27 protein-coding genes and 4 tRNA genes are annotated in these 26,178 nt (G+C 63.5%); 10 read left to right on the top strand and 21 right to left on the bottom strand.

Annotated elements, in window-relative coordinates; genetic code table 11:
- Nucleotides 1–24: 24 nt before the first annotated feature.
- On the top strand, nt 25–288 hold the full coding sequence (locus KY494_RS28120; protein WP_219134636.1) for a hypothetical protein: 264 nt from the start codon (nt 25–27) through the stop codon (nt 286–288).
- A gap of 67 nt (nt 289–355) precedes the next feature.
- On the opposite strand, the gene KY494_RS28115 is transcribed toward KY494_RS28120, so the two are convergent.
- From KY494_RS28115 to KY494_RS28090, 6 genes are all read right to left on the bottom strand, one after another.
- Nucleotides 356–913 carry a fasciclin domain-containing protein gene (locus KY494_RS28115; protein WP_219889135.1) on the bottom strand — a complete coding sequence of 186 codons (558 nt, stop codon included), beginning with the start codon at nt 911–913 and terminating at the stop codon, nt 356–358.
- Between the two features lie 185 nt (nt 914–1,098).
- Nucleotides 1,099–2,541, bottom strand: a complete 1,443-nt coding sequence (locus KY494_RS28110; protein WP_258194993.1) for an efflux transporter outer membrane subunit — start codon at nt 2,539–2,541, stop codon at nt 1,099–1,101.
- Nucleotides 2,542–2,585: 44 nt separating this feature from the next.
- Nucleotides 2,586–5,786, bottom strand: coding sequence for an efflux RND transporter permease subunit (locus tag KY494_RS28105; protein WP_219889133.1), 3,201 nt, complete (start codon nt 5,784–5,786; stop codon nt 2,586–2,588).
- A 2-nt stretch (nt 5,787–5,788) separates the two neighbouring features.
- Complete coding sequence (locus KY494_RS28100; protein ID WP_219889132.1) at nt 5,789–7,033, bottom strand: efflux RND transporter periplasmic adaptor subunit; 1,245 nt, start codon at nt 7,031–7,033, stop codon at nt 5,789–5,791.
- Nucleotides 7,034–7,304: 271 nt separating this feature from the next.
- A complete protein-coding gene (locus KY494_RS28095; RefSeq protein WP_219134631.1) occupies nt 7,305–8,165 on the bottom strand; it encodes an alpha/beta hydrolase in 861 nt (286 codons plus the stop codon).
- Nucleotides 8,162–8,332 carry a hypothetical protein gene (locus tag KY494_RS28090; RefSeq protein ID WP_219889131.1) on the bottom strand — a complete coding sequence of 57 codons (171 nt, stop codon included), beginning with the start codon at nt 8,330–8,332 and terminating at the stop codon, nt 8,162–8,164. The genes KY494_RS28095 and KY494_RS28090 overlap by 4 nt, the downstream gene beginning before the upstream one ends.
- A gap of 190 nt (nt 8,333–8,522) precedes the next feature.
- Between KY494_RS28090 and KY494_RS28085 the strand changes: the two genes are divergently transcribed.
- The 3 genes from KY494_RS28085 to KY494_RS28075 are packed head-to-tail and all read left to right on the top strand — an operon-like array spanning nt 8,523 to nt 10,905.
- Nucleotides 8,523–9,482, top strand: a complete 960-nt coding sequence (locus KY494_RS28085) for a LysR family transcriptional regulator (RefSeq protein WP_219889130.1) — start codon at nt 8,523–8,525, stop codon at nt 9,480–9,482.
- Nucleotides 9,479–10,450 carry a D-2-hydroxyacid dehydrogenase gene (locus tag KY494_RS28080; RefSeq protein ID WP_219889129.1) on the top strand — a complete coding sequence of 324 codons (972 nt, stop codon included), beginning with the start codon at nt 9,479–9,481 and terminating at the stop codon, nt 10,448–10,450. Before KY494_RS28085 ends, KY494_RS28080 begins: the two co-directional genes overlap by 4 nt.
- Complete coding sequence (locus KY494_RS28075) at nt 10,447–10,905, top strand: hypothetical protein (protein ID WP_219889128.1); 459 nt, start codon at nt 10,447–10,449, stop codon at nt 10,903–10,905. Before KY494_RS28080 ends, KY494_RS28075 begins: the two co-directional genes overlap by 4 nt.
- A gap of 3 nt (nt 10,906–10,908) precedes the next feature.
- Here KY494_RS28075 and KY494_RS28070 read toward each other — a convergent pair whose 3' ends face one another.
- The 9 genes from KY494_RS28070 to KY494_RS28030 all read right to left on the bottom strand — a co-directional run bounded on the left by KY494_RS28070 (nt 10,909) and on the right by KY494_RS28030 (nt 16,523).
- Nucleotides 10,909–11,421, bottom strand: coding sequence for a DUF1993 domain-containing protein (locus tag KY494_RS28070; protein WP_258194517.1), 513 nt, complete (start codon nt 11,419–11,421; stop codon nt 10,909–10,911).
- Nucleotides 11,418–11,882, bottom strand: coding sequence for a hypothetical protein (locus tag KY494_RS28065; RefSeq protein WP_219889127.1), 465 nt, complete (start codon nt 11,880–11,882; stop codon nt 11,418–11,420). Before KY494_RS28065 ends, KY494_RS28070 begins: the two co-directional genes overlap by 4 nt.
- A gap of 83 nt (nt 11,883–11,965) precedes the next feature.
- Nucleotides 11,966–12,841, bottom strand: a complete 876-nt coding sequence (locus KY494_RS28060) for a PHB depolymerase family esterase (RefSeq protein ID WP_219889125.1) — start codon at nt 12,839–12,841, stop codon at nt 11,966–11,968.
- Between the two features lie 73 nt (nt 12,842–12,914).
- The gene (locus KY494_RS28055) at nt 12,915–14,132 is read right to left on the bottom strand and encodes a HAMP domain-containing sensor histidine kinase (protein WP_219889124.1); all 1,218 of its coding nucleotides are present in this window, start codon (nt 14,130–14,132) and stop codon (nt 12,915–12,917) included.
- A gap of 49 nt (nt 14,133–14,181) precedes the next feature.
- The gene (locus KY494_RS28050; protein WP_219889122.1) at nt 14,182–14,775 is read right to left on the bottom strand and encodes a response regulator transcription factor; all 594 of its coding nucleotides are present in this window, start codon (nt 14,773–14,775) and stop codon (nt 14,182–14,184) included.
- The gene (locus KY494_RS28045) at nt 14,772–15,311 is read right to left on the bottom strand and encodes a GNAT family N-acetyltransferase (protein ID WP_219889121.1); all 540 of its coding nucleotides are present in this window, start codon (nt 15,309–15,311) and stop codon (nt 14,772–14,774) included. The genes KY494_RS28050 and KY494_RS28045 overlap by 4 nt, the downstream gene beginning before the upstream one ends.
- 18 nt (nt 15,312–15,329) lie before the next feature.
- Nucleotides 15,330–15,671 carry an SMI1/KNR4 family protein gene (locus KY494_RS28040; protein ID WP_219889119.1) on the bottom strand — a complete coding sequence of 114 codons (342 nt, stop codon included), beginning with the start codon at nt 15,669–15,671 and terminating at the stop codon, nt 15,330–15,332.
- A gap of 52 nt (nt 15,672–15,723) precedes the next feature.
- Nucleotides 15,724–15,957 (bottom strand): hypothetical protein, encoded by a 234-nt coding sequence (locus KY494_RS28035; RefSeq protein ID WP_219889117.1) that lies wholly within the window; start codon nt 15,955–15,957, stop codon nt 15,724–15,726.
- Nucleotides 15,958–15,959: 2 nt separating this feature from the next.
- Entirely contained in the window at nt 15,960–16,523 is a 564-nt protein-coding gene (locus KY494_RS28030; protein ID WP_219889116.1) for a GNAT family N-acetyltransferase, read from the bottom strand.
- 178 nt (nt 16,524–16,701) lie between these two features.
- Here KY494_RS28030 and KY494_RS28025 point away from each other — a divergent pair, with 178 nt between their 5' ends.
- The 4 genes from KY494_RS28025 (at nt 16,702) to KY494_RS28010 (ending at nt 19,660) form a co-directional block, all read left to right on the top strand.
- On the top strand, nt 16,702–17,469 hold the full coding sequence (locus tag KY494_RS28025) for a CPBP family intramembrane glutamic endopeptidase (protein WP_219889114.1): 768 nt from the start codon (nt 16,702–16,704) through the stop codon (nt 17,467–17,469).
- Between the two features lie 9 nt (nt 17,470–17,478).
- Nucleotides 17,479–18,135, top strand: a complete 657-nt coding sequence (locus KY494_RS28020; protein WP_219889113.1) for a hypothetical protein — start codon at nt 17,479–17,481, stop codon at nt 18,133–18,135.
- A 10-nt stretch (nt 18,136–18,145) separates the two neighbouring features.
- Nucleotides 18,146–18,943 carry a DUF6624 domain-containing protein gene (locus KY494_RS28015; protein ID WP_219889112.1) on the top strand — a complete coding sequence of 266 codons (798 nt, stop codon included), beginning with the start codon at nt 18,146–18,148 and terminating at the stop codon, nt 18,941–18,943.
- A 210-nt stretch (nt 18,944–19,153) separates the two neighbouring features.
- Nucleotides 19,154–19,660 (top strand): ATP-binding protein, encoded by a 507-nt coding sequence (locus KY494_RS28010; RefSeq protein ID WP_219889110.1) that lies wholly within the window; start codon nt 19,154–19,156, stop codon nt 19,658–19,660.
- Here the strand turns inward: KY494_RS28010 and KY494_RS28005 are convergent.
- Together KY494_RS28005 and KY494_RS28000 are read right to left on the bottom strand one after the other, a co-directional pair.
- Nucleotides 19,657–20,802, bottom strand: a complete 1,146-nt coding sequence (locus KY494_RS28005; protein WP_219889108.1) for an alpha-hydroxy acid oxidase — start codon at nt 20,800–20,802, stop codon at nt 19,657–19,659. The two genes, KY494_RS28010 and KY494_RS28005, sit on opposite strands and share 4 nt — an antisense overlap.
- Nucleotides 20,803–20,894: 92 nt before the next feature.
- Complete coding sequence (locus tag KY494_RS28000; RefSeq protein ID WP_219889107.1) at nt 20,895–21,851, bottom strand: phytanoyl-CoA dioxygenase family protein; 957 nt, start codon at nt 21,849–21,851, stop codon at nt 20,895–20,897.
- A gap of 115 nt (nt 21,852–21,966) precedes the next feature.
- Here KY494_RS28000 and KY494_RS27995 point away from each other — a divergent pair, with 115 nt between their 5' ends.
- Nucleotides 21,967–22,839 carry an AraC family transcriptional regulator gene (locus KY494_RS27995; RefSeq protein ID WP_219889105.1) on the top strand — a complete coding sequence of 291 codons (873 nt, stop codon included), beginning with the start codon at nt 21,967–21,969 and terminating at the stop codon, nt 22,837–22,839.
- Between the two features lie 55 nt (nt 22,840–22,894).
- Here KY494_RS27995 and KY494_RS27990 read toward each other — a convergent pair.
- Nucleotides 22,895–22,971 (bottom strand) — tRNA-Arg (locus KY494_RS27990).
- A gap of 271 nt (nt 22,972–23,242) precedes the next feature.
- Between KY494_RS27990 and KY494_RS27985 the strand changes: the two genes are divergently transcribed.
- Entirely contained in the window at nt 23,243–25,390 is a 2,148-nt protein-coding gene (locus tag KY494_RS27985) for a hypothetical protein (RefSeq protein ID WP_219889103.1), read from the top strand.
- A gap of 120 nt (nt 25,391–25,510) precedes the next feature.
- On the opposite strand, the gene KY494_RS27980 is transcribed toward KY494_RS27985, so the two are convergent.
- The 3 genes from KY494_RS27980 to KY494_RS27970 form a co-directional block, all read right to left on the bottom strand.
- Nucleotides 25,511–25,587, bottom strand: a tRNA-Arg gene (locus KY494_RS27980).
- 78 nt (nt 25,588–25,665) lie between these two features.
- Nucleotides 25,666–25,742: transfer RNA gene (locus KY494_RS27975), tRNA-Arg, on the bottom strand.
- An 82-nt stretch (nt 25,743–25,824) separates the two neighbouring features.
- Nucleotides 25,825–25,901, bottom strand: a tRNA-Arg gene (locus KY494_RS27970).
- Nucleotides 25,902–26,178: the final 277 nt, after the last annotated feature.

Below are 26,178 nucleotides of genomic sequence, written 5' to 3'. Positions count from 1 at the left end.
ACCACACATACCAAGGATATTAAAATGAAAAAAGTTATCGCCACCCTGATCGCCAGCCTGTTCGCCACCGCCGCTTTCGCCCAGACGCCAGCCGTCGCGCCAGTCGCACCAGTGGCACCGATTCCTGTCGTCGCCCCTGTCGTCAAGGCCGAAGCGCCGGCAGCCGCCGTCAAGCCGGCAACGCACAAGAAAGCCAAGCATCACAAGGCAAAGAAAGCCGCACCGGCAACGCCAGCAGCTCCGGCCGCGGCAGCAGCTTCCGCACCGGCAGCAGCGCCAGCCAAGTAATCAAGGCCGCGCAAGCCAAAAAGACAGGGTTTTCCCTGTCTTTTTTTTCGTCCGCTTTTTCGTGTCTTTATTTCGGCATCAGTACCGTGTCGATCACATTGATCACGCCATTCGACTGGTACACATCATAGGTGCTGATGTTGGCGCTGTTGCCGCCCTCGTCCATCACCACGATATTGTGCATGCCATTCATGGCGAACATCAGCTTGCCCCCGCTGGCCGTGGGCAAAGTGGCTTTACCATCATGCATCTTGATTTCCCTGGCCAGCGCCTTGAAGTCGTATTTGCCGGGAACCACGTGGTAGGTGAGGATTTTCGTCAGCGTCGCCTTGCTTTCCGGCTTGACCAGGGTCTCGACGGTGCCGGCCGGCAGTTTGCCAAACGCCGCATTCGTCGGCGCGAACACGGTAAACGGCCCCTTGCCTTTCAGGGTATCGACCAGACCGGCTGCCTTGACGGCGGCGACCAGGGTCGTGTGGTCGGCCGAATTGACGGCGTTATCGACGATGTCCCTGGACGGATACATGCTCTGGCCACCCACCATGGTCGTCATGTCGGCGGAAAAAGAGGTGCTGGCGGCCAGCATGGAAGTGAGGAACAATGCTGCGGGGATGAAGGTGCGCATGATGATATCTCCTGGATGACTGCGTTTGCGTGATTGCAGGAGTACTTACGCGGTCTGTCCGCAAACGGATTCAACTGATTGTCTACGCAAGCTATAAAAAAACGGCGCCGTGCAAGCGCACGACGCCGTTCCCGATATGCATCCCTTGCCGCGGGCCGGACACTCCAGCCCGCGGTGCCGGGAAACTAGTTGGCCGCGACCTGCGGCTCCGTCTCGCCCCAGCCGCCGCCCAGGGCGCGGATCAGCGCCACCGTGGTGACGGCGCGGTTGCCACGCAGTTGCACGGCATTGCGCTCGATGGCAGCCAGGTTGCGCTGCGCGTCGAGCAGATCGAGGTAGCTGGAACGGCCCGCGTCGTACAGCTTTTGCGCCAGGTCGGCCGAACGGCGCGCCGAGACGACGGCTTCGTCGATCTGCTGCGTCTGGCCCGACAGGATGCGCAGGCCGGCCAGGTTGTCTTCCACCTCGGCGAAGGCCACCAGCACGCTCTGGCGATACGTCGCCACCGACTCTTCCAGCTGCGCTTCGCTGCGACTCACGGCAGCTTTATTACGTCCGCCGTCGATGATCGGCATCGACATCAGGGCGCCCAGCAGCCAGGAGCGGCTGCTCCACTTGAAGATGTCCGAGAAGGTATCGGACGCGCCGCCGCCGGAAGCGTTCAGGCTCAAGGCGGGGAACATGGCCGATTTCGCCACGCCGATGCGCGCATTCGACGCTTCCATGGTGCGCTGCGCCGACGCGATGTCGGGACGGCGCTCCAGCAGGGACGACGGCATGCCGGCCGGGATCACGGGCAGGAAGCCGCTGTCCTGCAGCGGGTTGACGCTCGCCGTGAAGCTGGCGGCCGGTTTGCCCAGCAGGACGGCCAGCGCATGCTCGCCGGTGGCGCGCTGGCGCTGCAGGCCGATGGCTTCGGCGCGCACGGTCGACAGCTCCGTGCGGGCACGCGACAAATCGAATTCGCCGATGTCGCCCAGGTCGTAGCGGCGCTGGTTCACATGCACGCTCTCCTCGCGCAGGCGCACCGTCTGTTCCAGGGTCGCCAGCTCGGCATCCGTGGCCCGCAGCTGGAAGTAGGTTTGCGCCACGTCGGCCTGCAGCGACAACAGCACGGAACGGTACGTCGCTTCCACGGCCAGCGCATCGCTGCGCGAGGCGCTGACGTTAGCCGCCACCCTGCCGAACAGATCGACTTCGTAGCTGGCCGTCAGGCTGGCCTGGTAGACGTTGGTGGCCGCCACCGGCGCGCCGTTCGGCAAGCCGAGCGACACGGCCGAAGCGCGGTTGCGCTGGCCGCCCACGTTCACGCCCACCTGCGGAATGCGGTCCGCTTCGGCGATGCCGGCAATCGCCCTCGCCTGCTTGACGCGGGCGGCGGCCACCGCCAGGTTGGCATTCGCCTGCGTGGCTTCGTTGATCAGGCTGGTCAGGGCCGGATCATTGAACGCCAGCCACCATTCGCCGCGCGCCTGGCGCTCGGCGGGCACGCCCTGCTTCCAGCGCGTGCCGTCGGCCGCCGTCTGCACGGCAGGCGCTGGCGCTTCCTTGAACGCCGTGGGCGTCTCGATCTGCGGCTGCTTGAACTCGGGCGCCGCGCAGGCGGCCAGCAGGACTGCGGCGGCCATGGCGCTCAAGACGGGCGCCGCGCGCCGGATGATTGCATTGGTTTTCAATATATATCTCCTTCCAGGTCCAGCGCTGGCGCAGCGCTTGGCTTGGCGACAGCGACGGCTGGTTTTTTCTCAAAACGCTGCGCCAGGGTGCGCAGCAGGACGTAGAACACGGGCGTCAGGAACAGGCCGAAGAAGGTCACGCCCAGCATGCCGGCGAACACCGCCACGCCCATCGCATGGCGCATTTCGGAGCCGGCGCCGTGCGAGAACACCAGGGGCACCACGCCCATGATGAAGGCGATCGACGTCATCAGGATCGGACGCAGACGCAGACGGCACGCTTCCAGCGCCGCTTGCACGACGGTGCGGCCATGCTCTTCCAGTTCGCGGGCAAATTCCACGATCAGGATGGCATTTTTTGACGCTAGCCCCACCAGCACGAACAGCGCGATCTGGGTAAACACGTTGTTGTCGCCGCCGGTCAGTTTCACGCCAAGCAAGGCGCAGAGGATCGACATCGGCACGATCAGGATCACGGCCAACGGCAGGGTCCAGCTTTCGTACTGGGCGGCCAGCACCAGGAACACCAGCAGCACGCACAGCGGGAAAACATAAATCATCGTATTGCCGGACAAGATGTCCTGGTAGGTCAGCTCCGTCCATTCATACGAAATCCCTTGCGGCAGCACTTCCTTGGCGATGCGCTCCAGCGCGGCTTGCGCCTGGCCGCTCGACACGCCAGGGGCGGCGCCGCCATTGAAGTCGGCTGCGGCGTAAGCGTTGTAGCGCTGCACGCGGTCGGGACCATAGCTGTCCTTGACGCGCATCAGCGACGACAGCGGGATCATTTCGCCTTTGTTGCTACGCACCTTCAGCTGCGCGATATCCTGCGCATGCGAACGGAACACCGCATCGGCTTGCACGCGCACCTGATAGGTGCGGCCAAACTGGTTGAAGTCGTTCACGTACAGCGAACCGAGGTTGATCTGCAAGGTCTGGTAAATGGTCGCCAGCGGCACGCCCATCTGCTTGGCCTTCACGCGGTCGACGTCGGCGAACAGCTGCGGCACGTTGATCTGGTAGCCCGAGAACACGCCCGCCAGTTCCGGCGTCTGGTAGGCCTTGGCGGCCAGTGCCTGGGTGGCGTTGTACAGCGCGTCGTAACCGAGGTTGCCGCGGTCTTCGATCATCATCTTGAAGCCGCCGATGGTACCGAGGCCGTTGACCGGTGGTGGCGGGAAGACCATGATGAAAGCGTCCTGGATGCCGCCCAGGCGCTTGTTGATCTCGGCCGCGATGGCGCCGCCCGACAATTCCTTGCTGGTGCGTTCGTCGAACGGCTTCAAGGTGGCGAACACGATGCCGGCGTTCGGCGCATTGGTGAAGTCGTTGATCGACAGGCCGGGGAAGGCAATGGTCGATTCGACGCCGGGCACCGACTTGATGACGTCGGACATGCGGCGCACGACATCTTCCGTGCGGTCCAGCGAAGCGGCGTCGGGCAATTGCGCAAAACCCACCAGGTATTGCTTGTCCTGCGCTGGCACGAAGCCGGCCGGCACGGACTTGAAGGTGAAGATGGCGGCGACGACCAGCAGCGCATACACGCCCAGCGAGGCGCTCTTGCGGCCCAACACGCCCTTCACGCCCGATTCATAACGGTGCGAAGCGCGGCCGAAGAAGCGGTTGAACCAGGCGAAGAAGCGGCCGAAGACCATGTCCATGCCGCGCGTCAGCGCGTCTTTCGGCGCATCGTGCGGTTTCAACAGCGCGGCCGACAGGGCTGGCGCCAGGGTCAGCGAGCTGAAAGCGGAAATCACGGTCGAAATGGCGATCGTCAGCGCGAACTGGCGGTAGAACTCGCCCGACAAACCTGGCACGAAGGCGATCGGCACAAACACGGCGCACAGCACCAGGGCGATGGCGACGATGGGACCGCTGACCTCTTTCATGGCCTGGATGGTGGCGTCGCGCGGCGACAGCCCTTCCTCGATGTTGCGCTCGACGTTTTCCACCACCACGATGGCGTCATCGACGACGATACCGATGGCCAGCACGAGACCGAACAGTGACAGCGTGTTGATCGAGAAGCCAAAGCCCAGCATCACGGCAAAGGTACCGACGATCGACACGGGAACGGCCAAGAGCGGAATGATGGAGGCGCGCCAGGTTTGCAGGAAGATGATCACCACCAGCACCACCAGGGCGATGGCCTCTAACAGGGTGTGGATCACGGCTTCGATGGACGAGCGCACGAACTGCGTCGGGTCGTACTCGATGCGGTATTCCACGCCTTGCGGGAAGTCTTTTTTCAGTTCCTCCATCTTGGAACGCACGTCGGACGACAATTGCAGCGCGTTGGCATTCGGTGCCTCGAAAATACCCATGCCGACGGCCGGATTATTGTTCAGCAGTGAACGCAGCGAGTAGCTGTTGGCGCCCATTTCCACGCGCGCCACGTCTTTCAGGTGCGTGATGGCGCCGTCGGCATTGGTGCGCACGATGATGGCGCCGAATTCCTCGGGCGTCTGCAGACGGCCCTGAGTATTGACGGTCAGCTGGAAGTCCGAGTTCTTCGCTGGCGAGGCGCCGATCACGCCGGCGGCCACCTGCACGTTCTGCTCGCGAATCGCGTCGACGACGTCATTGGCCGTCATGCCGCGCGCCGCCACTTTTTGCGGGTCGAGCCAGATGCGCATGGCATAGTCGCCGGCGCCGAAGATCTGAATATCGCCCATGCCGGGCAAACGGGCCAGTTGATCCTTGACGTTCAGCACCGCGTAATTGCGCAGGTACATATCGTCATAACGCTTGTTCGGCGAGACCAGGTGCACCACCATGGTCAGATTCGGCGAGGACTTGACGGTCGTCACGCCGATCTGGCGCACTTCCTCGGGCAGGCGCGGCAAGGCGCGCTGCACGCGGTTCTGCACCTGCGTCTCGGCCTGCTCGACGTTGGTGCCGATCTTGAAGGTCACGGTCAGCATCATCGAACCATCGGATGTGTTTTGCGAGGACATGTAGAGCATGTTCTCGACGCCGTTGATCTGCTCTTCGAGCGGCGCGGCGACGGTTTCGGCGATCACTTTCGGGTTGGCGCCCGGGTATTGCGCGCGCACCACCACGGATGGCGGCACGACGTCGGGATATTCGGAGATGGGCAGGCCGAATATCGACAGCAGCCCGGCCACGAATATGACGATCGACAGCACCGCCGCGAAAATCGGCTTGTCGATGAAAAAGCGGGAAAAGTTCATGTTTATTCCTTGGAAGTCGATGCCGCCTTGGCGGCGATCTTGGCGTCTTTTACTTCAGGTTTCGCGGGGGCGACGGGCGCGGTCGGATCGAAATCCATGGCCACCATCTGCGGCGTCACGGGCGCGCCGGGGCGCACGCGCTGCAAGCCGTTGACGACGATCTTTTCGCCCGCTTTCAAGCCTTCGCGCACCACGCGCAAGCCGTCCGAGTTCGGGCCCAGCTTGACGGCGCGGTATTCGGCCTTGTTGTCAGCGCCTACCACGTAGACGTATTTGCGGCTCTGGTCCGTGCCGACGGCGCGGTCGCTGATCAACAGCGCCGTGTTTTGCGCGTGCGGGCCGTTGCCGCCGTCGAGCAAGATGCGCGCGAACAGGCCGGGCACCAACTGGCGCTCGGCGTTGGCGAAGGTGGCGCGCATGCGCACGCTGCCCGTGGCCGGGTCGAGCTGGTTGTCGACGAATTCCAGCTTGCCTTCGTGCGGGAAGCCCGTTTCGTTGGCCAGGCCCACCTTGACGGTGACGGGCGTGCCCTTTTGCGCCGTGCCGGCCACGCGCAGATACGTATCTTCATCGCCGTCGAAGCTGGCGTAGATGCGGTCCGTCGACACCACCGAAGTGAGGATGGCGGAAGCGTCGATCAGGTTGCCGACGGTGATTTCCGCCTTGCTGACACGGCCGCTGATCGGTGCCTGTACCTGCGTGTACGACAGGTTCAGCCTGGCCGCTTCATACGCGGCTTGCGCCGAGCGGGCGTTCGCGTCCAGCTCTTTCAGGCCCGAGGCCTTTTCGTCGAATTCACGCTGGGCGATGGCTTTTTCGGCCAGCAGCTTTTCAGCACGCGACAGTTCCAGCTTGGCCAGTTCGGCCTTGGCGCGGGCCGAGGCGGCAGTGCCTTCGGCGCGCGACACTTCGGCCTGGAACGGGCGTGGATCGATGACGAACAACACCTCGCCCTTTTTCACTTCGCTGCCCGGCTTGAAATTGACGGCGGTGATGAAGCCGCCGACTCTCGAGCGGATTTCCACGCGCTCGATCGCTTCCAGGCGACCCGAGAATTCCTGCGTTTCCGTGATCTGTTTTTCCACCACGGCGGCGGCCGAGACGGGTGGGCCGCCGGCCGCTGGCGCGTCGGGCACCTTGCTGTTGGCCGAATCGCAGCCGGCCAGGCTCACGGCCACCAGTCCTGCCAGCGCGAGCGAGGCAGCCAGGGGCTTCAGCAGAGTGGAAAATTGTTGAACGTTTTTCATTTTATTTCCCTGTTTTATGAAAATTTCTAATGGTATGGGCGGCAAGAAGCAACCCAACTGAAAAAGTGAATGGTGGTGCCATGGCGCCCGACGGCGCTCGATCAAAGGTAAACAGGCCGCCAGCAGCGTAAAAGCGGACGGGGACGACGAAGCCGGCTGTGCGAGCGCACAACGCAGACAAGATGGGAACTACACTGCGTAGTGTAGCAACCGAAACTCAAAAAGTAAACTAATTAGTGTAAGTTTTTTTGCGGTACCGCAGATGGCGGCCTCATGACTCGGGCTCTTGCCCCAGTCCGGCGACAAAGCTGGCGATTTCACTCAATACCTGCACCTTGCACGCGCACTCATTGCGCGCGCCAGCGTCTTGCAGCGGCGCGGCGGCCATGCGCCGCACGGTGGTCTTGATGCCGCAGGCGATCAGTTTGCTGCCGTATTGTTCAGCCTCGTCGCGCAATGGGTCATCTTCGCTGGACAAGATCAAGGCTGGCGGCAGGTTCTTCAGGCGGCTCGACTGCAATGGCGACGCGTACGGATGGGTACGGTCAGCGGCATTCGGCAAGTAGCCGCGGTAGGCGGCGGCGCACTGGTCGGCCACTTCCGCCAGGTCGGGGCATGTGGGCAAGCTGCGCATCGAGCAGGTCGACAGGCCGGGGTCGAGCATGGGCATGATCAGCACCTGGCCCGCGAGGGGCGGTCCGCCCCGGTCGCGCGACATCATGGCGCACACGGCGGCCAGGTTGGCGCCCGCTTCGATGCCCGACACCACCATCTGCTTGCCCGTCCAGCCCAGCTTGGACTTGTTCTTTTTTGCCCACAGCAACACGGCATGCGCGTCTTCCACGGCGGCGGGGAATGGCCGCACCTTCGCCAAGGTATAGTTCGCGGCCAGCACCACGTGGTCCGGGTTGCTCAGCACGAGGCAGCGCAGGAAGTCGTCCGCGTCCTCCAGGTCGCCGGCGACGAAGCCGCCGCCATGGAAGAAGACGATCAGGCTCGATTGCCTGGCGCCCGGCACGCCGGCCGTGTAGACGCGCGCGGCGAGCGCATCCTGCGCGCCCTGCACCTCGATGTCGCGTATCTTCAGCGCCTGGCCAGGTGCCAGCTCGGCCGTGGTGTCGGCAACGCTCATTGCGCCACCATCGGCTGCACCGCAACATCGAGCACCGTGTCGTTCAGGCACAACAGGGCGACGCCGCCCACTTCATGGGTCACGGCGCTATACGCACTGGCTTCGCTTTGCGCCGCCAACGAGTAGGCATCCGTCGATACCATCGCGGCCAGAGCGAGCGAGCTCATAGCGAGAGCAAGCACTGCAAAGATTCCATTCCGATGACCCATGATTTTTCTCCTGTTGTACTTCCTGCGGCATCACATTTATGCTGCAGTACAACAACTATAGACTTGATCTACAATCTGATAAAGAGTGCAATGACGAATTGATTGTTCAGAATTACGAACAATCGCGCATAACATGATAAGGAATCAAGTGAACAAGCTGCAAGCCATGGAAGTTTTCATCCAAGTCGTCGATGCGGGCGGCTTTACGCGCGCGGCGGAAAACATGCAGTTGCCGAAAGCCACCGTATCGACCTTGATCCAGGCGCTGGAAGCGAGCCTGTCGGTCAAGTTGCTCAACCGCACCACGCGCCACGTCAGCATCACCTCCGACGGCGCCGCGTATTACGAGCGCTGCGTGCGCATCCTGTCCGACGTGCGCGAAGCGGAGGAGTCGCTGTCGCGCACGCGCTTGAGCCCCAGCGGACGGTTGCGCGTGGATGCGCCCACGGCCCTGGCCAGCGAACTGATCATCCCCGCCCTGCCCGACTTCTTTGCCCGCTACCCCGACATCTCGCTGGAACTCGGTTGCAGCGACCGGCCCGTCGACCTGATCGAGGAAGGCGTCGACTGCGCCGTGCGCGGCGGAGAATTGGGCGACCTGAACCTGATCGCGCGCCGGGTCGGCGTGCTGCATTTCATCACCTGCGCCGCGCCCGGCTATCTGGCACGCTATGGCACGCCGCTGCATCCGAACGACCTGGCGCAGCACCGGGGCGTGAATTTTTTCTCCGCCAAGACGGGCAAGACGTTTGACTGGGATTTCACGCGCGCCGGCGAACGCATCCAGATGTCCATGCCCAGCCATATCGCCCTGAACGACTCGAACGCCTACGCGGCGGCCGGCCTGGCGGGCCTGGGCATCGTGCAAATGACGCATTTCATGCTTGCGCCCCTGATGGAACAGGGCAAAATGGTGGAATTGCTGGGCGATTGGGAATCCGACCCGCTGCCCATCCACGTGATCTATCCGCCCAACCGCCACCTGTCCGCCAAGGTGCGCGTGTTTGTCGAGTGGGTCGCCGACATGTTTACCAACCACCCGGCCACGCAACTGAAGGGCAAGAGCAACCTTCCCGCGCGTACCGTCCAGACCGAGGCCCAGCCATGACCGCAGCAAGCACATCGTCCCACCGCATCGTCTTTCTCGACCGCGACAGCCTGATCGCCACTGTGCGTCCGCCCGCCTTCGCCCACAGCTGGGAAGAGTTTCCGCACACCAAGGGCAGCGAACAGACGGTGTCCCGCCTGCAAGGCGCCACCATCGCCATCACGAACAAGGTGCCGCTGCGCGCGGCCGAGCTGGCCCAGTTGCCGGATTTAAAAATGATCGCCGTGGCCGCCACCGGCACGGATATCCTCGACCTGGCCGCCTGCCGCGAACGGGGCATCGTCGTCGCAAATATCCGCGACTATGCGCGCGCCACCGTGCCCGAGCATACGCTGGCCCTGATGCTGGCCCTACGCCGCCAGCTGGTCGCCTACCGGGCCGACGTGGAAGCAGGCCTGTGGCAGGCATCGGAGCGCTTCTGCCTGTTCGGCCACCCGATCCGCGACCTGGCCGGCAGCCGCCTGGGTTTGCTCGGTTACGGCGCGCTGGGCAAGTCCGTGGCCCAGCTGGGGCGCGCCTTCGGCATGCACGTCATCGTGCACAACCGCTCGCCCATCGAGGACGACGGCGTGACGCAGGTGAGCTTCGACGAATTGCTGGCCACTTCCGACGTACTGAGCCTGCACCTGCCCCTGACGGACAAGACGCGCAACATCATCGGAGCAAAAGAACTGGCGCGCATGCAGCCGACTTCGCTCTTGATCAACACGGCGCGGGGCGGCCTGGTCGACGAAGCGGCGCTGGCCGAGGCGTTGACGCAGGGCGTGATCGCCGGCGCCGGTTTCGACGTGTTATCAAAGGAGCCGCCGCCGCCCGACAACCCGCTTTTAAATTTGCGCCTGCCCAACTTCATCCTCACCCCGCACACGGCCTGGGCCAGTGGCGAGGCCATGCAAAAGCTGGCCGATATCCTGATCGGCAACATCGAAGCGTTCGAACGCGGTGCTCCCGTGAACGTGGTGGCATGAGCGTCTGGCACGAACTCGACGATTTGCTGGGACTGGACGACGATGAATACGACCGCCTCGACCTGTTTCAGGAGGCGGACGAGCTGATCGGGCAGCTGCGCACCGCCGATGTGCCCGCGCTGCTGGCCCTGTGGCAGACGCGCAGCCTGTGCTGGCAGCAGCGTTTCACGCAAGCAAGTACCAACATCGACGGCGCCGTACTGCGCGCTCTGCTGGCCGGTTTGCTGCAGATCAGGGAGACGACCCACGGCGTGTTCGAACTGATGTCGCGCCTGCCGGCGACAGCCGACCATTCCCCGCTCAGCGATGCGCTGCTCGCTTACGCCGAGCAAGCCTGGCATGCGCAGGGGCCGGCAAGCCACCGGCAAATCCAGATCAGTTGCTGGAGCTGCGGACTGTCGGGCCGGCTGCTGAAACGGCTGGGGTTTTCTGCATGGAAGGATGCGGGCTTGTAACCACTACGGCGCGGCGGGACGCTCAAAGCTGAAACCCGGCGCGTAAGCGTGATAGCCGTCGAAATCGCCCTTGCCGATGGCCGCACCGCTGCTGCGGGCGATCGCATACGCCATGCTGAAGTGAAAATAGAAATTCGGCAGGATGTACAGATTCACATACTCGCCGGCCGGCAAGGCGATGTCGGCGAAACCGGCGCGGTCGCGGCAGAGGCGGTCAGGCGGCCCGTCAAAGCGCTCTACGGGAATCGCCTGGAGGTAGCGCATGGTCTGCGCGATCTGCTCCTGCAGGGTGGCGGCGGCGCTGAAATCGGCCACCTCCAGCCCTGCCAGCGGGCAGCAGCCGCGCAGGGAAAAACTCGCGGCCGCGCGCACTTGCTGGGCGAACGGCAGCATGTCCGGGTGCAAACGCGCCGCCAGCAGTTGCGGCGCCGTGCCGGTCTTGTCGAGCATGGCGGACAGCTGCGCCAGCGAGCGGCAAAAGATGGTGGCGGGGTGGATCTGCATCACGTCCTTCATGACTGGCCTTCTTGCGCGGCGACCTTCTTCAGCACGCGGATCAGCCTGCGTTCGTGGCGGCCCACGGCGTCCCAGTCCCAGGCATCGGGCGAACCGAATGCCGGGTAATGGGCTTGCCATTTTTCCGCGCGTTTCCGCGAATTGGCGCCCACGTTCGAGTTCAGGCCCTTGCCGCTGGACAGGCGCAGGTAGACGCGGATGACGCCCCAGCCTTCGCACACATAACGATACGTGAGGCCGCCGCACTGGGCCGGGTCGAGCGCGATGCGGGTCGGGGCAAACTGCCCGCCCATGTCGGGGTAATGCACGGCCAGCAGCACCTCGCTGGCCCCTGCGGCCTCCAGCCTGGCCGCATACGCGCACAGCTCGCCAGGCGAGTGGAAATGCAGCGTTTCCCGTTCCGGCGCCGAATACACCTCTGCCACGGCCGCGCCGGGCTTGGCGAAGATTGCCTCGGCCATGGCCGCGATACCTGCTGTTGATAATCCCACTGTGCCTGCCTTTCCTGTTGGGTTACGCCATGCGCCGCCATCCTAGCATGGCGTCAACGGCGATGGCGGCTGAAAAATTCCCACATCACCTCATTCGCATCGATGGCGCGCGTGGTCTTGCCGATGGGTAGGCCAACATTGAAGGCGTCGGCGCCGGGCCACGTGTGGCCGCCGTCCTTGACGGTGAGCAAGGCCACCTGCTGCGCGCCATTGCCCTGCTCCACATGCGTCACTTGCGTATCGTCACCTGGCACGGTGGCTAGCATGCGCGCCGGTGGCGCGGCGCCTTCGAGGCGGTTTTGCTTGCGCCAGTAGGCAAACGTGTCCTCGGCGGATAGATAGCCGCCATCCTTGCCCCCATACAAGACCACCTGGTCAGCCGTGCCCTGTATCAACAGCATGCCCACCGGCGATAGCACGGTATGGTGGGTGATGACGGGCACGGGCATCGGCGCGCCCACGGAAGCGACGGCCGCGAACTGCTGCGGCAGCTCGGCCGCCAGGCGCAAGGCAAAGAAGCCGCCGCGCGACAGGCCCGTCGCATACACGCGTTTGTCATCGATGCGGTAATCCTGTTTGAGCTTGCTTAGCATCGCTTGCGTAAAACCGACGTCATCCGTACCGGCCAGGTAATCCATGCCAAAGCCCACGTTCCAGTCCTGCTTGATACCTTGCGGATACACAACGATGAACTGGTGCCGCTCGGCCGCCTTGTTCATCTGGGTGTACAGCATCTGTTCCGCCATGCTCATGCCGCCGCCATGGAAATTGAAGACGACGGGAAACGCTTGCTGCGGCTGGCGTTGATAAGCGGCGGGCGTATAGACGATGTAGCGGCGTTTTTCGTCTTTGTGAACGAGGCTGGTCACTTGCGCCAGCGCAGGAATGCACGTGCAGGCCAGCACCAGCAGGCTGATAAACAATTTCATGCGGCTTTCTCCGTTGATCAAGAGCTTGCAGCTTACGCAAGCGCCGGTGAAATCGCGGTGAAATCCGGCGCCTTTATTGCACCACCATGATGGCGACACGGTACTCCCTCTCGCCGGGATGGAAAGCAATGTCCCAGCGCATGGCTTGTGCCAGGCGCAGCAGCAGGTTCTGTCCATGCGCAAAGCCCTGGACGCGCCGTGGCCGCCCCGCCGGCAGCGTATTGCCGATGCTCAGGCAGCCTTGCGCAAACGTAATACTGATGCGGCAGGCCGGGCCGCCATGGAACAGGGCATTGGCCAGGCAATTATTGATGAGCAACATCGTCAGCTGTCCGTTGCCGAGCACCTCCAGCCGCTCGGGCAGCTCCAGGGTCAGCAGGCTGGCATCCCAGGGATGGTCGTCCAGCAGGCGCAGCAGGCATTGCTCTATGCAGCCGCGCAACTCCACCACCTCGCCGGGCAGCTGCTCGGCCCGTGCCAGCGCGAACAACACCTCGATGGTGGCGCGCATGTCGTCCGTCGATTGCTGCAGCTGCGCCTGCCCCTGCCCGCCCAGGGGCTGCGCATTCGCCAGCGCCAGCGTGTTGTGCATCAGGGTCAGCGGCGTGCGCAGTTCGTGGCTGACGTCGCGCGCGAAGGCCTGTTCGCGCTGCAAGACCGCCTGCAGTTCGGCAAAGGTGGTTTCCAGGCGGCGCGCCAGGAAACCGATCTCGTCGGGGCGATCGCGCGCGCTGAAATGCACGGCGCTGCCGGGCGCCAGCTGGCGCGCTTCCTGGGCCAGTCTCTGCAAGGGCCGCACGAGACGCCGCGCCAGCCAGTAGGCCAACAGCAGGGCCAGGGCGATCAGCGCCAGCGCCATGCCAGCGACGACACCGCCCACTTCCTGCGCCAGGCGCGACACCACCAGCACGGCTGCCACGTCAGCCAGCAGATACACGCGCTGCGGCTGGCCAGCGGCAACGTGGTCCAGCGCCAGCACGTGATAATGCTGGCCCGTCGTCGTGAACACCTCCCCGCGCGGGGCGGACGGCGGCACTTGCGCACGTACCGCTTGAGGCAATGCAAGGTAGCTGCCATAAACTGTGATGAGGTCGCTGCCAGACGGCGTCAGCTCACCTTGCTGGCGCCAGCGCTGGCTGATGGCCGCCGCTTCGCGCTCCAGCAGGCGCTGCACCAGCATGTCTTCCGTCACATAGGCGATCACCAGCGCCAGGCCCGTGTAGCACAGGCACAGCAGGACGGTGAAGCCGGCCAGGGCGGCGAACAGCTGGTGGCGGATCGACTGGCTCACGGAGATGCCGCAGAGTCGAAGGCAAGGCGGTAGCCCAGCTGCGGGATGGTCACCAGCATGCCCGCCGCGCCAACCCCGCCAAGCAACCCCACAGCTGCTGCAGCAAGGCCGAGCGCGATACGGCGTGCGGATGTTCACGGCACAGCAGCAGCAAGATTTTAAAGCCCGTCTGCGTCAGTGGCAGCGCCGCATCGCCAAGCAGGGCGCGTCCTGCGCGCGTCTGCAAGGTGAAGGGCCCCACGCGCATTTCCTGGTGCACGTGCAACTGGTGGCGGCGCGCCAGCGCTTCGCAGCGCAAGACCAGTTCGCGCAAGTCGAAGGGCTTGGTCAAATAGTCGTCGGCGCCATCGCGAAAGCCGAGCGCCTTGTCTTCATAGGCGTCGCGTGCCGTCAGCATCAGAATCGGCACATTGCTGGGCGCGCCCACCTTGATGGCGCGGCACACTTGCAAGCCATCGATGTCGGGCAGGTTCAGGTCCAGCAGCACCACGTCATAATTGTTGCGCGTGGCCAATTGCACCGCCAGCGCGCCCGTGCCCGCATGGTCCGTCTGCCAGCCCAAGCCGTCGAGGAAGTCGAGCACCTGGCGCGCGATGGCCAGGTGGTCTTCCACCAGCAGGATGCTCAAGGGAAGCTTGTTCATGGAACGCCGGCAAGGCGCGCATACAGCCAGAAGTTGCCGGATCTTCCGCGAATCTGCCGGTAGCAGCGCAAATAACCTTCCCGCTCGAAAGCGCAGCGTTCGAGCACGCGGATCGAACGTGCATTGCTCTCCAGCACAGTCGCCTGGATGCGCAGCAAGCCCAGACGCTGGAAACCCCAGTCCACGACAGCGTTCACGATGGCCGTGGCCACGCCCTGCCCCCAGACGGCAGGCGCCAGGTCGTAGGCGATTTCGGCCGTGCGGTGCGGCGGGGAAATCGCATTCAAGCCGATGGTGCCCACCAGTTGGCCGCCGTCGCGCAGCACGACGGCCAGACGGATGGGCGAAGACGGCTGGGCCGATGCATAGTCATCGAAATTGGCCTGCAGGTCGTCGATGCTGCGCAAGTCCCAGCTCGTGTGCTCGACGACGACAGGGTCGGCCAGGTAGGCATACCAGGCGGGCACGTCGCTGCGTTCCAGGCGGCGCAAGATCACGAGGGGATGGGTGGAACAGGGCAAGTCAGCCGGTTTCATCGTTTGCTCATGGAGTAATCAATCGACGGGGCAATCGGCGGCCAGCCAGGCGGCGAAATCATCGGCGGCCCGCTCGAAATCGTCGCGCTGCATCGATCCATGGCCCACCAGGTACACGGCGCGGTCAACGCCATCGAGCGCCAGCATGACGGCGCGCCCGCCGCTGTCGTCGCCGATGGTGAGGTAGCCGGGGCAGGATTGCTGCGTGTCATATGTTTCGTTGCGCTCCATCAAACTTTCTGCGCCGTACAGCAATACCTGCTCGCCCCGCATGCCCTCTTGCCAGTGCTGCAGAAAGCCCTTGTAGTACGCTGGCAAGGCGTGGCCCAGTGCTTGCTGGAAATCTTCGATTCTTTGCATCAGTCTTAATCCTGTCTACATTCCCTGTCGTGCTCAATAAAAGCCACGCGGCTTACCGGCACTGGCATTCTGCCGGGCCTTTGCCGCGCATACCTGCAGTTTGCGCGGCACCGTAGACATACACCAGATAACCCGTCTGATTGTTCTTCGCACAAGCGATGGTGCACGCATGTTGATCATTTGGCATATCGCGCAGCAAATAAATGCCCAGCAAATTTCCGCCAATGATGGCGGCAAGGCACAGCGCCAGGATGAGCGGGATGGAAAATGTCTTCCGCTGCCCCATGATTATCCTGCTTGCAAACGCCGCGCTTCCCACTCGCGCCGCAGCAAGCCGTACAGCGCCGAATCGCTGACGTGGCCCCCCACGATCCAGCGTTCGGGCAGGAAGCCTTCCTTGTTGAAACCCTGGCGCTCCAGGGCGCTGGCCGAACCGGCGTTATGCGGGTCGATGTCGGCTTCCAGGCGGTTCAGGTCGCGCTCGACGAAGGCGAATTCGAGCAGCGCCGACAAGGCTTCGTGCATATAGCCACGGCCCCAGTACGGACGGCCCAGCGCGTAGCCGATTTCGGCGCGGCGGTTCTGCCGGTGTTCGGAAAACAGGCTGCAGCTGCCCAGGTATTCGCCCGTCGCTTTCAGCTCGACGGCGAAGCGGAAGAATTCCTCTTTCTCGAAAGCGGCGCTGTCTTCGGCAATCTGGCGCGTGGCGCGGCTGGCATCGGTCCACGGCGGCTCGCTGAAATAGCGCATCACTTCGGGGTCGGCATGCATGGCGAATTGGGCCGCTTCATCGGATGGCTGCGGCTTGCGCAGGATCAGGCGTTCAGTGGTGAGGATTTTCGTGTAAGCCATACAACTCCAATCGAAGGTTGAGACGAGCAATGCTTATTATTCCATGCAATTGTAATGATGTGGCAACTTTGCAGCGCGGCTTTTAATGTACTATGGCAATGTTTATCCATATCATAGATGCAACTTCATGATCCGCTCATGCACGCAGTAAACGATGCAGCACACACCGAAGCCGACCATGTCCATCCCCAGAATCCACCTCACCATGCCGCTCGCCATCGGCGCACTGGCCATCTGGCTGGCCCTGAGCATGGGCGGCCGCTGGCTGGAAGCGGCCGGCTACGCCTTGCCGGGCGCAGCCGTCACCGGCCGTATCGGCCTGTCGTGGGCGCTGGCCGCCGTGTTCGCACTGGCGCTGCTGCTGGCGTCCGGCCAGCGCCGCGCGGCGGGCCTGTGCGCGCCGCAGCCATGGAAAAGCACGTGGCTGGTCTGGCCACCGCTGCTGTATGCCTTGCTGATGTTGCTGCTGGCCTGGGCGGGCGGCTGGCCGCAGCCGCGCGTGCTGCTGATCGTGGCGTGCAATGCGGCGCTGGTGGCCATCTCGGAAGAACTGATGTTCCGCGCCATCTTGCTGCAGGGCATGCTGGACCGCTACGCCGTCTGGCCCGCCGTTTTGATGTCCTCGGCGCTGTTCGGCCTGGCCCACTTGGCCAACGGCCTGGCCACGGGCGACGTCAGCGGCGCCGTGTGGCAAGCCGTCGCCGCCACCCTGCAAGGCGTCGGCTATGCGGCCATCCGCCTGCGCACCCGCTCGGTATGGCCGATGGTCCTCGTGCATGGACTATGGGACTACGCGCTGGTGACGGCCACCTTGCCCAACCCGGCCGAAGACGGCGCATCGATCCTGCCGACTATCGCCCTGCTGGCCGTGCTGCCCCTGTGCCTGTATGGCGTCTACCTGCTGCGCCCCAGCCAGCGGGCGGCCATATCTGAACTGCAACGATAAGGAAGGTAGATGGCGTTTTTTTCACGTGAGTACGAAGTGTTCCTGCTGCTGGCCGCGCCCGATGCCGCGCCGCTGTGGCAGGCGGCGCAATGGACGCCGTTTGCCGCCAGCCTCGATGGCCTGATGGCGCAAGCGCGGGGCAAGGCCGGCGTGCGCAGCCATCAATACAACCCCAAGGGCAAGCCGATTCCCTTTGGCCGCCTGGGCTGGGATGAAAAATCGCACGCGAAGTGGACGCACACGGCGGCCACGACGCAAGCGCGCTTCATGACCCTGGAAGCCTGGGCGCCCACCTGGACCGTCTGCGAAAAAGACGACCAGGCGCCCGATGTGTTCCTCGCGCTGGCCAACGAATCGCTGCTGGGACTGGCAGGCAAGCCCCTGCAATTCGGCCAGCGCCTAGTGTACGCCATCGCCACGGACATGGGCCCGGAAGGGGCCGCCACCTTGCGGCAAGCGCTGGCGCAACTGGCGGCGCAGCAAGGTGCCGTCGTCTTCGCCCACACGCGCCGCCAGTGGGGCCGCGCAGCGTATGGCGGCTTCACGGGCGCCATCCAGGATATGCTGATCGGCGGCCTGTTCCAGCCCGACGACCCGCATGCGCGGCCGCTCGATGCGGCCACGTTCCGTGAAACCTGGACCTTGCTCGACCTCCCCCACTCCTGAACGGACTCCGATGCCACGCCTGACCTTCGCCATCCTGCTGTGCTGGAGCGCCCATGCGGGCGCCTTCGAACTGAGCGGCACCATCCGCAGCAACGGCCCGCCGTTGCCGCCAGTCATCACCATCGTTGCCGAGCGCATGCACGGCGAGCCGCGGATACATGGCACGGTCGAAAATGGCCGCTACCGCATTGACGTACCGGAAGGCGCCACACTGGTACTGCTCTTGCAATCGCCCGACTGGGAAGCGGAACCCAAGCTCATCTTCAGCGCGGCCACGGCGGGCGCGCTGGACTTCCTGCTGTATCCGGCCGCGGTGCCCGAAGCGGCGCTGGCAGCGGAATTACGGACCATGGAACAGGAAGACCAGGCCCTGCGCCCGGGATTCCCGCCAACGGGGCCGGACCTGGCCACACGCCAGCGCATGCTGGCCACGGATAAGGCACGTGAGCAACGCTTGCGGCAAATCATCGCCAGCAAGGGCTGGCCCACGCAAACGATGGTGGGCTACAAGGCGGCGGGCAGCGCCTGGCTGATCGCCCAGCATGGCTCGGAACTTTTTCTGAAAAGCAGTCTGCCACTGATGCGCGCAGCAGCGGCACGGGGGGAGATCACGCCATCGAAGCTCGCACTGGCGATCGACCGCGACTTGAGCAATGACAAGCTGCCGCAGCTGTACGGCAGCCAGTTCCGCACGGATAGCACCGGCAAGACGGTCCCCTTCCCCATCGACGATCCGCAGCGGCTGGAGCAGCGCCGCGCCAGCATGGGCATGGAACCGTATGCGCAGTACCGGCAATTGTTCGAGTAAAGACCAAGCATTGACAACGCCATCCATCGCATGGCATTGTTGCTCCATGCCATCGTCATTCCCGCCCCTGCCATCGATTATTGCCGCCATTTTACACATGGTGGCTGGACAGGAATGACATTGACCAAGCCGCCTGCAAGGCGGCTTGGATACGCAACAAACAATCAAGACGTCTCGCAGGCTTTGTTTTACTCACCTGAGCGAGCGACCATGCAAACCACTTCCAGCACCCCCGTTACCCCCACCCTGCACCTCGTGTGCGGCAAGATTGCGTCCGGCAAATCCACCCTGACGGCCCGGCTGGCCAGCGCACCGCACACGGTGCGCATCAGCGAAGACAGCCTGCTGGCGCAGCTGTATCCGGGCCAGATCGCCAGCCTGGCCGACTATGTGGCCTGCGCGGCGCGGCTGCGCGCGGCCATCGCGCCTCTGGCCCTGCAACTGCTGCGGGCGGGCGTGTCCGTCGTGCTCGATTTCCCCGCGAATACGCCCGCCAGCCGCGCCTGGATGCGCGAGCTGTTCCAGCAGGCGGGCGCACCGCACGTGCTGCATTACTTGGACGTGCCAGACGACGCATGCAAGGCGCGCTTGCGCCAGCGCAATGCCAGCGGGCTGCACCCGTTTTCCACCAGCGACGCGCAATTTGATGAGATTACTCGCCACTTCGTGCCGCCCGCCGCATCGGAAGGTTTTAACCTCGTGCGGGTGACGGCTTAAAACGTGCCCGGCAGCAGGATTTTTTTATCCACCTGTTGCAAGTCGCGCAAGCCGCAAAACGCCATCGTCAGGTCGAGCTCATTGCGGATAATGTCCAGGCATTTGCTCACGCCCGGGCCGCCCATGGCGCCCAGGCCGTATAAAAACGGGCGGCCGATGTAGACGCCCTTGGCGCCCAGCGCCACGGCCTTGATCACGTCCTGGCCCGAGCGGATGCCGCCGTCCATGTGCACTTCGATCTGGCAGCCGACGGCGTCGACGATGGCGGGCAAGGCTTCGATCGACGATTGCGCGCCGTCGAGCTGGCGCCCACCGTGGTTCGAGACGATCAGCGCGTCGGCGCCGCTGTTGACGGCCAGGCGCGCGTCTTCCGGGTCCATGATGCCCTTGATGATGAGTTTGCCACCCCAGCGCTGCTTGATCCATTCCACGTCGGCCCACGACAGGCTCAGGTCGAACTGCTGCTGCGTCCAGGCCGACAGCGACGACATGTCCGACACGGACGTGGCGTGGCCGACGATGTTGCCGAAGCCGCGCCGTTTCGTGCCCAGCATGCCCGCCACCCAGCGCGGCTTGGTGGCCATGTTGAGGATGTTCGGAATGGTCAGCTTGGGCGGCGCGGACAGGCCGTTGCGCAAGTCCTTGTGGCGCTGTCCCAGCACCTGCAAGTCCAGCGTCAATACGAGCGCGCCGCACTTGGCCGCCTTGGCGCGGTCGATCAGGCGGTTGATGAATTCGCGGTCTTTCATCACGTACAGCTGGAACCAGAACGGTTTCGTCGTGTTCGCCGCCACGTCCTCGATCGAGCAGATGCTCATGGTCGACAGGGTGAACGGCACGCCGAATTTTTCAGCGGCCTGGGCCGCGAGAATTTCGCCATCCGCATGCTGCATGCCCGTCAAGCCCGTGGGCGACAGGGCCACCGGCATGGAAACGGCCTGTCCGACCATGGTCGAAGCCAGGCTGCGGTTTTCCAGGTTGACGGCCACGCGCTGGCGGAACTTGATCTTGGCGAAATCGCTGTTGTTGGCGCGGTACGTCGATTCCGTCCAGGAACCGGAATCGGCGTAGTCGTAAAACATGCGCGGCACCCGTTTCTGGGCCAGCACGCGCAAGTCTTCGATGCAGGTGATGATACTCATGCGTTTCCTCGGTCGATGGCAAGTCGAACCATGATCGTGCATTTACCCGCAATTGTCTATCCGGCAGGCAAGACTGGCGGACAGAACGTGGCTTACCAGTCGCGCGCGCCAAGGATCCGCTCGCCCAGCGCAGTCAAACGCGCCTGCGGATAGCACAGCTTTTCCTTTTCCTCGGGGTCGCCGGGAAACGCATAACCTTGTGGCGCGCTGCGCTCGCGCCAGCTTTGCACCCGCCAGTCGCGCAAGGCCTGGTTGTCTTGCTGGGCTGGCGTGAAGGAAATATATTGCGCCAGGCGCACCTGGTCCGTGGACGTGTTCGGGCGGATGCCGTGCGCCAGCAGGCTGTTGAAGATCAACAGTTCTCCCTTCTTCATGGCGATGAATTGCATCGGGTACGGCACCGTCGCCAGGTCCGGCTGCCACGGATTGCGGTCGAGCGGCACCGTCTTGCGCCACGCGAGCAAATTGTTGAACAGTTCCGGATAGCATTGAAAACCGCCGCTCTCGGGCGAGGTGTCGGACAGGGCCAGCACGCCCTGCACGTTGACGGGCAGCGGGTCGAGCGTGGTGTCCGCATCCCAGTGGATGAAACCGCTAAACTTGCGTTTGCCATGGTTCGGCGTGTTCAGGTTGGCGCGGTCGATGGTCACCCACAAATCCTGACGGTCCCAGATGTCGACGAAGGCGTCATAGACGCGTTGGGTCTGGCGGTTGTCCCACAGGGTCTGGTGGTGATAGGCCTCGACCATGCCGGAGCCGTTGAGTTCCTTCATCGCATGGTCGCGCAACTGGTCCCGGTTCCAGGTGGCGGGATCATGCTGGTCGAGTCCCTGGAACTCCCACAGGAAATCTGTTGTGCGCCGCACTTGCTCGGGCGACACGGCATCTTTGACGATGACGTAGCCGTAGGTTTGCCAGTGTAAAAAATCGCTGTCGGACAGCACGCGCAGGGGCAGCTGTTTCTCGATGTCGCGCAACTGGGTTTGCTCTGTATAGGCCACGGACGGGTTGCCGGGACGGTCTTCGCCGTATTGATATTTGTCTTGCATCGCTGTCTCCTGTGTTGGTGTGAGACAGATTGTGCGATGGCACGGCCCCGTAAAATGCGCGCCGGGTGGCCAATACTGATACTATCCTGACTATTCCTACGCTTCAAACGTCACAATGACGCCTTTATTCGAACAAGTCACGATACCGACGGGCCACTCCTGGGGCTTGCTGTGGCGCGAACTCGACACCATTCCCTTCATCTGGCATTACCACCCGCAGTTCGAACTGACCCTCACAGTGAATGCCCGGGGACAACGCTACATCGGCGACCACCTGGGCGACTTCGAGCCGGGCGACCTGGTGCTGCTGGGGCCGAATTTGCCGCATACGTGGTCGGCCAGCGAGCGCATCGACGGCGCGCAGCCGATGCTGGCCGTCGTCGTATGGTTTTCGCTGGAATGGGTGGAACGGCTGGCGGCCTGTTTTCCCGAGTTGCACGGCTTGCGGCAACTGGCGGCCCGCGCCGGTCCCGCCCTGCATTTTTCAGCGGACATGAGCGCGCGCAGCGCAGATAAACTGCTGCAACTGAACGCCCTGCCCGTACCGCAGCGCTTGCCGCTGCTGCTCGACGTGCTGCTGGATCTGGCCGGCGATACGGGCGCGCGGCCGCTGGCCTCGATGGCGCAGGCGCCGCTGCCCGATGGGCAGCACAAGCGCATGGCCAGCGTGTTTGATTTCATGCACGCGCATTTCCGGGAAGAGATCGCACTGGAAACCCTGGCGCCGAAGGCGGCACTGTCGCTGGGCGCGTTTCACCGCTGTTTCAAGCGCCACGCGCATTGCACGCCGGGCGAGTACCTGGCGCGGCTGCGCATCGGCCGCGCCTGCCAACAGCTGATCGAGAGCAATCTCGCCATCGCCGTCATCGCGCAAGAGGCGGGCTACCGCAACCTCGCGCATTTCAACCGCCAGTTCCGCGCCGCCAGGCACGTCACGCCGCGCGCGTTTCGCCGGCAATACCGGCACGGCGCCACGGGCGCAACATAAATCCATTCGGAAACGAAAAAGGGGATCAGATTTTATAATCTGACCCCCGATATTCTGGTGCGGCTGGCAGGAATTGAACCCACGACCCCTTGGTTCGTAGCCAAGTACTCTATCCAGCTGAGCTACAGCCGCCTAAGACAAGATTATAGCAGGGCTTTGCGGAATGGCAAAGGGCGTGGCGGCACTATTTCACAATTGACGCCCTCCCCTGTTTTTCAGCGGCCGACCCACCCCGCTCACTTGCATCTTTCATCACATTTATTTTCTGACTGCGGCGCAAAACCGACAGGTTTATTTCTTCTTAGACATTATCAATGCATCCATGAAAAATCAATTGCAATTCATGGAAAATTTTGAGAATGTTTACTGGCAGTAATTCCAAAAAAAATACCAAGGGGATGTCATGAAAAAGAATTTGCATCAATTATTGCCGCTGGCTGCCGCCTGCGCCGCCACCTTCCTTCTTGCCGCCTGTGGCGGCGGCGGCACCCCCGCCGACCCGGCGCCGCCCATTCCTCCCGTCGTACCGGCACCGGCAACGACGGTCAGCGGCACGGCCGCCGTCGGCGCGCCCGTCGCGGGCAGCGTCGTGGCCATCGATAGCAAGGGCAAAGTGTCGGTGGCGGTCAACACCGGCGCCGGTGGCGCCTTTACGGTCGACGTGGCCGGCATGACGGCGCCGTTTTTCCTCAGCATCACCGGCACGTCCGGCGGCAAGCAAGTGACGCTCAACTCCATCGCCACCGCGGCGGGGCAAACCGTCAACATCACGCCGCTGACCGACCTGATCGTCTCCACGGCGTCGGGCCAGCCCGGCGGCACGGCCCTGGCCGCCGTCTGCGCCCCCGTCGCCAATACGGTCTCGGCCGCCTGCACCACGGCGCTGGCCACGGCGGCGACCCAGCAACGGCTCGATGCGGCCGTGGCCGCCGTCGTCGCCATGATCAAACCGATCAATACCGGCAATACCAATCCGTTGACGGGCGCCTTTGTTGCCAACGGCACGGGCATGGACGCCGTGCTGGACCAGATCCTCGTCGCGCCCGCGGAAGCGCAAGGCGCCATGGCGACGGTCACCCTGATCGCCACCAACAGCGCGCTGGGCAGCGTGACCTTGCCCGCCGCCGTCGGCGGCGCGTCGACGATACCGGCGGCGACGCCACCATCGGACGCCGACCTGGTCAAGGCGACGGCCGCAGCCAGTGTCTTGCCGGAAATCCGCGCCTGCATGGCCTCGCTCAGCGCGCTGTATCCGAAGACGGGCTTCGTCGTGCCGTCGACGACGGCTGTGTCGCCGTTCATCGACAGTTCGTTCAGCATGGGGGCGGCGGTGGGCAAGGCGGAAATCCTGGCCGCCCTGACCAGCCCGGACCAGGCCGCCCATGCGGGGCTGACGATCGAAGCACTGGGCTTGGCCAGCGTCAGCATGCAGCCTTTGAGCACGGATGAAATTGCCACGCTGACGTCCTCGTCCAGCACTTCGACGACGCGTGTTGCCGACTTCATCGGCAATCGCCTGGGCGCCGGGGCGACGGCCATCGCCTTCACCGCAGGCAAGCCGAGCAGCGCATGGGTGCAGTTGCGCATCGGCGGCGACGCGGGCATGCTCAACTGGAAACTGCTCAAGACCAGCGACACCAGCGGCTGCGCCGGCGGCTGGAAACTGGCCGGCAGCGGCCACCTGGACATGCACATGAATGCGCGCATCCAGCGCAGCGTCGATACTGCGGGCACGGCCAGCTTTGCGCGCGAATGGGCCGCGCACGTCGAGCTCGACACCGTGCTGCAGGAAAATCCGGCCATCAACAAGATCGATGTGCGGGGACCGGGCCTGACGACGTTCGGCGACTTCCAGATACCGGGCACGGCCGGCAGCAAATTGCAGCTGATCCTGCCGGCGACCGGCTACACGCACATGCGGGTGGCCGACAGCAATGGCGCCGCCAGTACTTTCTACCATAACGCGGAAGCCATTCAAAGCTGCAAGGACCTGGCTGGCCTGCCCGCCAACACGCCGGGCCTGGGCGCCGGCACGGCTTGCATCGACGAGACGAAAGTCGCGCCTGGCAAGGTGTATGTCTGGACCCTGAAAACGCCGAATGGCCCCGTCAGCGCCTTCCCGTTCCAGATCAATGCCGTGCCGCTGTCGAAAGCCTTTGCCAGGGCCAACCAGGCCAGCCTGTTCGCCACGCTCACCGGCATCACGCCGGCGAAACTGTCGTCCCTCCCCGCCTCTACCCTGCTCGACGGCGTGGTGACCTTCAACTACACGCAGTCCGCCACCTACGGTTCCAAAATGGATAATTGCGGCCTGTCCCTGTTCAATGGCGCCACGCCGGTGCTGAACGCGGAACAAAATGCAGTTGGACAAGAAACCTCGTGCACCTTCACGACCTCGGGGCTAAATTCCCTGGCATCGAATGTGGCGGACCCGGCGCAGACGGGTGCCTCGCTGTTCAAGTTCACGGGCCCCGTGACGAATGGCGGACTGTGGCTGACCACCATCGTCCTGGGCAACCAGGCGTCGTCGGGCCAGCCGTATCCGAATTGACGCCCCTTTGGCAGACTGAAACACGCCGCGCTGCTGGCGGCGTGTTTCAAGCGACCGTTTGGCCGAACGAAAAAAAACCCGGAAAGTTACCTTTCCGGGTTTTTTCTTTACTGCTGATACTGGTGCGGCTGGCAGGAATTGAACCCACGACCCCTTGGTTCGTAGCCAAGTACTCTATCCAGCTGAGCTACAGCCGCAAACTCTGACACACTTCGCCGGACGGCGCGAAGCTTGAAACTTTCATCAAAACGAAGCGAACTCCGTTTTGGCAATACTGGTGCGGCTGGCAGGAATTGAACCCACGACCCCTTGGTTCGTAGCCAAGTACTCTATCCAGCTGAGCTACAGCCGCAAAACTTCTACAACAGTCCATGAACAACATGGAGGTGAAACTTGTTACAACAAAACCAGGCAAAGTCTGATTTTCAGTATTCTGGTGCGGCTGGCAGGAATTGAACCCACGACCCCTTGGTTCGTAGCCAAGTACTCTATCCAGCTGAGCTACAGCCGCGCAGGCAAACATTATAGCGTATTCATTTCGCTTTGAAAAGTTCGATTTTTCAATCGCTTAGCTGATTTTTGCAGAATACCGCCCCGCACCATCAGCCACCTTTTCACTGCCGAAAAGCCTACGCCTTTCATCGATGGACACAGCTGCTTTCACAGTGGCACCCAGCGCATCGAGAAGTTGCTGTCTCGAAAGAAGCGGGATTATAGGGACTGCCTTCCCGCCTGTCCAGTGCTATCTGCAGGCGGCACGCAAGCGTGCGGTGGCGCCGCGCCGCTTG

The sequence above is a fragment of the Janthinobacterium sp. PAMC25594 genome (assembly GCF_019443505.1).
Classification (GTDB): domain Bacteria; phylum Pseudomonadota; class Gammaproteobacteria; order Burkholderiales; family Burkholderiaceae_D; genus Janthinobacterium.
Note: the sequence above shows the minus strand (reverse complement) of the source record. Positions and strands in the feature narration are given on the sequence as shown.

What these genes read in the sequence shown, in the direction of transcription:
- KY494_RS28090 (WP_219889131.1), bottom strand. Translation starts at nt 8,332, where the DNA reads ATGAGCTCGCTCGCTCTGGCCGCGATGGTATCGACGGATGCCTACTCG.
- KY494_RS28035 (WP_219889117.1), bottom strand. Translation starts at nt 15,957, where the DNA reads ATGGGGCAGCGGAAGACATTTTCCATCCCGCTCATCCTGGCGCTGTGC.
- KY494_RS28040 (WP_219889119.1), bottom strand. Translation starts at nt 15,671, where the DNA reads ATGCAAAGAATCGAAGATTTCCAGCAAGCACTGGGCCACGCCTTGCCA.
- KY494_RS27995 (WP_219889105.1), top strand. Translation starts at nt 21,967, where the DNA reads ATGACGCCTTTATTCGAACAAGTCACGATACCGACGGGCCACTCCTGG.
- KY494_RS28000 (WP_219889107.1), bottom strand. Translation starts at nt 21,851, where the DNA reads ATGCAAGACAAATATCAATACGGCGAAGACCGTCCCGGCAACCCGTCC.
- KY494_RS28120 (WP_219134636.1), top strand. Translation starts at nt 25, where the DNA reads ATGAAAAAAGTTATCGCCACCCTGATCGCCAGCCTGTTCGCCACCGCC.
- KY494_RS28065 (WP_219889127.1), bottom strand. Translation starts at nt 11,882, where the DNA reads ATGGCCGAGGCAATCTTCGCCAAGCCCGGCGCGGCCGTGGCAGAGGTG.
- KY494_RS28030 (WP_219889116.1), bottom strand. Translation starts at nt 16,523, where the DNA reads ATGGCTTACACGAAAATCCTCACCACTGAACGCCTGATCCTGCGCAAG.
- KY494_RS28005 (WP_219889108.1), bottom strand. Translation starts at nt 20,802, where the DNA reads ATGAGTATCATCACCTGCATCGAAGACTTGCGCGTGCTGGCCCAGAAA.
- KY494_RS28110 (WP_258194993.1), bottom strand. Translation starts at nt 2,541, where the DNA reads ATGGCCGCCGCAGTCCTGCTGGCCGCCTGCGCGGCGCCCGAGTTCAAG.
- KY494_RS28105 (WP_219889133.1), bottom strand. Translation starts at nt 5,786, where the DNA reads ATGAACTTTTCCCGCTTTTTCATCGACAAGCCGATTTTCGCGGCGGTG.
- KY494_RS28010 (WP_219889110.1), top strand. Translation starts at nt 19,154, where the DNA reads ATGCAAACCACTTCCAGCACCCCCGTTACCCCCACCCTGCACCTCGTG.
- KY494_RS28080 (WP_219889129.1), top strand. Translation starts at nt 9,479, where the DNA reads ATGACCGCAGCAAGCACATCGTCCCACCGCATCGTCTTTCTCGACCGC.
- KY494_RS28075 (WP_219889128.1), top strand. Translation starts at nt 10,447, where the DNA reads ATGAGCGTCTGGCACGAACTCGACGATTTGCTGGGACTGGACGACGAT.
- KY494_RS28100 (WP_219889132.1), bottom strand. Translation starts at nt 7,033, where the DNA reads ATGAAAAACGTTCAACAATTTTCCACTCTGCTGAAGCCCCTGGCTGCC.
- KY494_RS28025 (WP_219889114.1), top strand. Translation starts at nt 16,702, where the DNA reads ATGTCCATCCCCAGAATCCACCTCACCATGCCGCTCGCCATCGGCGCA.
- KY494_RS28070 (WP_258194517.1), bottom strand. Translation starts at nt 11,421, where the DNA reads ATGAAGGACGTGATGCAGATCCACCCCGCCACCATCTTTTGCCGCTCG.
- KY494_RS28095 (WP_219134631.1), bottom strand. Translation starts at nt 8,165, where the DNA reads ATGAGCGTTGCCGACACCACGGCCGAGCTGGCACCTGGCCAGGCGCTG.
- KY494_RS27985 (WP_219889103.1), top strand. Translation starts at nt 23,243, where the DNA reads ATGAAAAAGAATTTGCATCAATTATTGCCGCTGGCTGCCGCCTGCGCC.
- KY494_RS28045 (WP_219889121.1), bottom strand. Translation starts at nt 15,311, where the DNA reads ATGAAACCGGCTGACTTGCCCTGTTCCACCCATCCCCTCGTGATCTTG.
- KY494_RS28050 (WP_219889122.1), bottom strand. Translation starts at nt 14,775, where the DNA reads ATGAACAAGCTTCCCTTGAGCATCCTGCTGGTGGAAGACCACCTGGCC.
- KY494_RS28015 (WP_219889112.1), top strand. Translation starts at nt 18,146, where the DNA reads ATGCCACGCCTGACCTTCGCCATCCTGCTGTGCTGGAGCGCCCATGCG.
- KY494_RS28115 (WP_219889135.1), bottom strand. Translation starts at nt 913, where the DNA reads ATGCGCACCTTCATCCCCGCAGCATTGTTCCTCACTTCCATGCTGGCC.
- KY494_RS28060 (WP_219889125.1), bottom strand. Translation starts at nt 12,841, where the DNA reads ATGAAATTGTTTATCAGCCTGCTGGTGCTGGCCTGCACGTGCATTCCT.
- KY494_RS28020 (WP_219889113.1), top strand. Translation starts at nt 17,479, where the DNA reads ATGGCGTTTTTTTCACGTGAGTACGAAGTGTTCCTGCTGCTGGCCGCG.